The sequence below is a fragment of the Bacteroides cellulosilyticus DSM 14838 genome (assembly GCF_000158035.1).
Classification (GTDB): domain Bacteria; phylum Bacteroidota; class Bacteroidia; order Bacteroidales; family Bacteroidaceae; genus Bacteroides; species Bacteroides cellulosilyticus.
This window is the reverse complement of record NZ_EQ973491.1, coordinates 39,304-44,331: the sequence shown is the minus strand read 5'-3', so window position 1 is coordinate 44,331 and position 5,028 is coordinate 39,304. Positions and strand designations below refer to the sequence as shown.

The following is a 5,028-nucleotide window of genomic DNA, read 5'->3' as shown; positions in this document are numbered from 1 at the left end:
GACGGCGAATTGCAACCTTTGTATCCACGCATCGTGAATAAAGGTACGATTGACACAGAGCGTTTGGTTAGTGACATTTCCCGAATGTCCAGTTTCAGTCCCGGTGACATCAATGGTTTGTTGGCAGCAATAGAGGATCGGGTATTCGTTTTATTTATCCGAAGGACATCATGTTCAGTTGGGGAATATGGGATACTTCTCGGCGGGCCTGAAGGGGCGTCCGGTGATGGACCCGAAAGAGATCCACGCGCAGACTATCTTTTTCGGCAAAGTGCATTTCCGCGTATCGCCCGATTTCCGCAAGCGGTGCGCCGGTTTTGTGGAGCGTGCCAAATATGGTTTTCGTAAGAGTGCGGAGCTTGGCGGTGCCGAGCGTTACCGCCGTTTACTGGTGTTTTTGGAGACGCATCCCTTCATTACACGCAAAGATTACAGCAGTATCACAGGACTTTTGAAGAATAAAGCGCTGAATGACCTCAATTTGCTTGTGGAAAAGGGATATTTGAGCACAATTGGGCGTGGTTCGCATAAAGTGTATGTACGTGGTGAATCCCAGGAGATTAAATCAGAAAATGCGTAAATATGTCGGAAAAACAGTGCTGATAAACAGTTTGTCAGCACTGGTAACAATGGTTGTCATCACAAGACAACCATTTGTTTTATTGCACATTAGCTGTCTTAGTGCTGGAGTGCTGACAACTATCGAAAATCTTTTCATTGCCAACCTCTCAATTACTATTGAAGCTTTTACTCTTATATGAATGGGCTGAACTTTTTTGCAATAAATGCAGAATAACTTGCTTAAATACTTGGCTTTCGCTTTCTACCGTACTATCTTTGCTGTTGTTTTAGAACAGAAAGGGAAATATACGTATGGAACGAAATTTTGAATTCACCGAAACCGAAAGTCGCCTCGCCTTTGCCGCCCTCTGCGTAGAATGTGCCGCTAAGCGGCTGGGATGTACAGCCCGGGAAATGTACCAGCGAATGAAGCGTATAGGACTGATCCAACAGATAGCCCATCAGTTGGATCCGCTACATACACAAAGTCGTGAATACGTCACACAGGACATTGTGAAGGCAGTTCAACGTCTTGAGGCGCAACAAGGTATCGAACCAAAAGAAAACAAACCATGCTAACCGTCTATCACGGAGCCACATGCCCCGTCAGTCAGCCTCTTTGTAACGCCGGACGTTCTAATCTTGATTTCGGGCGAGGATTTTATGTTACTAACTTACGGGAGCAAGCTGTTAGTTGGGCTGTACGCCCTGTCAACGCCCACCTACCACAATGGCTCAACATCTACGAGCTGGACACTGATCGTATCCATGCGACTTATCGCTGCCTACGCTTCGAAGCCTACGACCGACAATGGCTTGACTTCATTGTAGGATGCCGTTCAGGGGAGTCCTTATGGCAAGAATACGATTACATAGAAGGGGGAGTAGCGGACGACCGTGTGGTAGATACTGTGCAGCTCTATATGCTCGGACTTATGGATATCAATACTGCCATCGGACGACTGGCACAGCATCAACCTAATAATCAAATATGTCTGCTCAACCAGTCCCTCACGGACGAATGCCTGCATTATATAGGCTGCGAATTCCTCAACAACGAAGCTCGCCAGAAAGGAGGCCAACCATGAACAACATCCCTAATACTCCAAAGCAAGAACCCTCAATAAATGATGATATCACCGTACGAGACATTATTCTATGGAATCGTATAGGACGGATTTCCGTACTACTGGCAAAGCGTCTCAATATAGAACCGGAACGTGCTTTCGACATCTTCTATGAAAGTGACACTTGCGAACACCTGCATGACGAAACTTCCGGCTTATATCTTATGGGCGACCTCTACGTGGTAGATGAAGTGATGATAGAGCTGCAACGGAAGCAAGGATGAAAAGCAGTCTTTTGAGAATAATTATTAAAATTTCAACTCCTACTCCACTTTATCATTCAGGAAACTTTCAAACTGCCCTGCATAATAAAATGGAAGGTTATACAACGTATATTGTTTCCCGGAAGGTAACCGTATTTCATCCGAGCAAAACGTTCCGTTCCACAAACGTATGGCAATATTCTCTTTCGACTCTTCCATAAATTGATGCAGAGAGCGCAATCGGGAATTATCTCCCGTTTTCACTTCTATCGGTAATAAACGGGACTTGAACTTATAAACGAAATCAACCTCCGCCTGCGAATTACGGGCATCGCGTACCCAGAACATTCGTTTAGTACCAAATGTAACAGATGCCCCCAACAATTCTTGCCCCACCACTTGTTCGGCTATGTCTCCATTCCACAGTTCGTCTGTTGCAGAAGTGAACAATAGGCGTTCCTGCATTTCCGCCACATAATTGACCAATCCCGTATCTAACCACAACAGCTTAGGACTTCTCTTTAAATCCGGAAGAATAGGAAACGAGGTGGAAATTAAAGGATAAACAAGTTCCAGTAAAAGCGTTTTCTCCAAAATCCTAAAGGCATCCCCCATCTCGGACGACTTGTAGGAAGAACCTGCGAATTTGGCAAACTGAAAGCGTTGTCCCGCCAATCCCCAACCGTAATTTAAGATGTAACGGAGTATATCTTGTTCTTTGTTCTTTTTTGCATACTTTTCAATATCATCTTTATAACCAGCTATCAACGAATTAAAAATATCATTCAGCCTTACCCAATCCTTGTACTTCGCATAGTTCGCCACCGCTTCGGGTAATCCGCCCACAATCATATATTTCCTGAATAAGTCCATCACATAGCTATGCACCGACTGTGGAACCGTCAATCGTTCTATTTGTTCCACTAAAACGTTTTCGCCCAATGCACCCAGAAATTCGGTAAAGGTACATGGATGCAAAGCCATATATTCCACACGCCCTACAGGGAAAGAAATATGGTTCCCCACCAGACTCTCCAACAATGACCCGGCGGCTATCACATGAAGATCAGGACGTTTCTCATAAAAATAGCGTAAAGACCTGACCGCTTCCGGTTCATTTTGAATCTCATCAATAAAGATAAGAGTTCGTTTATTTTCCATCCTGACACCTGCCTTGGCATAGATACCTGCCAGCAAATCATCAAACGATACTTCCCCGGCAAACAGGCGCGCATTTTCCTTCTCTTCCAGATTTAATTCAATAAAGACATCAAACTCTCGGGCAAAGAGCTTCACTAACGTAGTTTTTCCCACTTGCCTCGCACCTCTCAAAACCAAAGGTTTCCGTCCTTCCTTTTCGCCCCACCGATGAAGGGCTGTAAGAGCTAATCGTTGAAACATAGACAAACATTTAATATTCAATACAAAAGTACTGAATAAAGTCTAAAGCCAAAGGAAAAACAGGGTTATTTTAGATCAAAACCAAAGGAAAAATGAGGTTATTGTAACATCGACAAATCGACCTTGTAATAAGTTGGCGCCACATTATTCTTTTCAAGGAACATCACCATGTAAACGGGAGCATACACTAATTTGCCCTCCACTCGCAGATTATCATTACATAACACTACAGCCTCGGAAAGATCATACTCTTTACAATCCATGATATTAGACAGAGCACGATGCACCTCATAATCCTTTCCCGACTTCACCTCGATGGGTAATACTTTACCATCAAGTTCGATGACAAAGTCCAGTTCGCCTCGCTTCTTATTGTTATAATAATAAGGATCTATACCATGCGCCACCAATTCCTGAGCAACCGCATTCTCGTATACGGAACCAAAATTAATATTCTTCTCACCCCTGATAATTCGCAACTGAATACCTTCGGCGTATTGAGCGGCGAGCAAACCTATATCGTTCTGAAAAAGTTTGAACAGATTGCGTGAGCGAGCAAGCAATAAGGGTATCTTAGGTTCTTCCACATTATAAACAGATAATGCAACACCCGCATTTTTCAACCAAAGAAAACTGTTCTGATAACGTTCAAACTTGGCATTCTCGTTGAGCTTTTTCAAGATAAACCGTTTATTCTTGGCATCGAGTTCAGGCGGAATGAGATTAAAAATCTCTTCTATATAAAGTTTGTTATCAGGATCATATTGAGCAATGTCACGCTTATACAAACGAATGATATCCTGCTGCACAGCCATTACTGCTTGCAAATTATTACTCTCGATATATTTGCTCACGGCAGCAGGCATACCGCCCACAACCAGATACAAGCGGAACAATTCCATGATTTTAGAGTGGACAAACTCATCCACTGCCACGCGACTTTCCCAAGCATTACGCAGAGAGTCGATTATTTTATCATTAATGCCCACACACGAAATAAACTCCTCGAAATCGAGGGGATACATATCTTTGATTCCCATATATCCCACAGGTTCCGAACGCAAATCCTTCAGCTCTACACCAAGCAATGATCCACTCAAAATATAACGATACGAACCCTCATCTACTAAGAATTTGATGGCTGTAACCATCTCAGGACACTTCTGTACCTCATCGAAAAATATGAGTGTTTCACCTTTAATCAGTGGAATTGTAGTCATGGCCGACAGACGAAATAGTATATCCGCACTACCCTTTGCACCTTTGAAAACGTCTACAGCTTCAGGATTATCTATAAAATTTATCTCAACAAAACTCTTGAACGACTTTCCAAATTGCCGGATAGAATAAGTTTTACCGATTTGACGCGCGCCGGTAATCAGCAAAGCATTACGAGTGGTCTCATAATAACGCTTAATGTAATGGTCAATCTTTCTTTTCAGCATGGCTTCTACAGTTTATCCTAAACGACAAAAGCACCCGCTTGCCGTTTTTCCAAGACGAAATTAATACAATTACGCCACTTATCCAAGGAAAATAGACGCTTTTTATGCCGTTTTTCCAAGAAAACAAAAAAAACATCGAGTATTTCCTTTCATTCAGGAAAGATGTTATCAAGTCACTTTTTGCCATCAAGCAGAGCGAAATTCCTTTCGATGTCATTGAGCGCGATACAAAGTTACCGATAAATCGCAAAAAAACTCAAAAGACAAAGTAATGCTTAAAAAATAAGTTGG

General features: G+C 42.8%; 5 protein-coding genes and 1 pseudogene. 4 read left to right on the top strand and 2 right to left on the bottom strand.

The window, feature by feature from the left end; genetic code table 11:
• The 4 genes and pseudogenes from BACCELL_RS12530 to BACCELL_RS12515 all read left to right on the top strand — a co-directional run.
• A pseudogene (locus BACCELL_RS12530) lies at nucleotides 1-580 on the top strand (HU family DNA-binding protein); the annotation flags it as partial.
• A gap of 293 nt (nucleotides 581-873) precedes the next feature.
• Nucleotides 874-1,140, top strand: coding sequence for a DUF3791 domain-containing protein (locus BACCELL_RS12525; protein WP_007212175.1), 267 nt, complete (start codon nucleotides 874-876; stop codon nucleotides 1,138-1,140).
• Nucleotides 1,134-1,649, top strand: coding sequence for a DUF3990 domain-containing protein (locus BACCELL_RS12520; RefSeq protein ID WP_007212174.1), 516 nt, complete (start codon nucleotides 1,134-1,136; stop codon nucleotides 1,647-1,649). Before BACCELL_RS12525 ends, BACCELL_RS12520 begins: the two co-directional genes overlap by 7 nt.
• On the top strand, nucleotides 1,646-1,912 hold the full coding sequence (locus BACCELL_RS12515; protein ID WP_007212173.1) for a DUF3791 domain-containing protein: 267 nt from the start codon (nucleotides 1,646-1,648) through the stop codon (nucleotides 1,910-1,912). The genes BACCELL_RS12520 and BACCELL_RS12515 overlap by 4 nt, the downstream gene beginning before the upstream one ends.
• Before the next feature lie 39 nt (nucleotides 1,913-1,951).
• On the opposite strand, the gene BACCELL_RS12510 is transcribed toward BACCELL_RS12515, so the two are convergent.
• Nucleotides 1,952-3,292, bottom strand: a complete 1,341-nt coding sequence (locus BACCELL_RS12510) for an ATP-binding protein (RefSeq protein ID WP_007212172.1) — start codon at nucleotides 3,290-3,292, stop codon at nucleotides 1,952-1,954.
• A gap of 98 nt (nucleotides 3,293-3,390) precedes the next feature.
• The gene (locus BACCELL_RS12505; RefSeq protein ID WP_007212171.1) at nucleotides 3,391-4,737 is read right to left on the bottom strand and encodes an ATP-binding protein; all 1,347 of its coding nucleotides are present in this window, start codon (nucleotides 4,735-4,737) and stop codon (nucleotides 3,391-3,393) included.
• Between the last annotated feature and the right edge of the window lie 291 nt (nucleotides 4,738-5,028).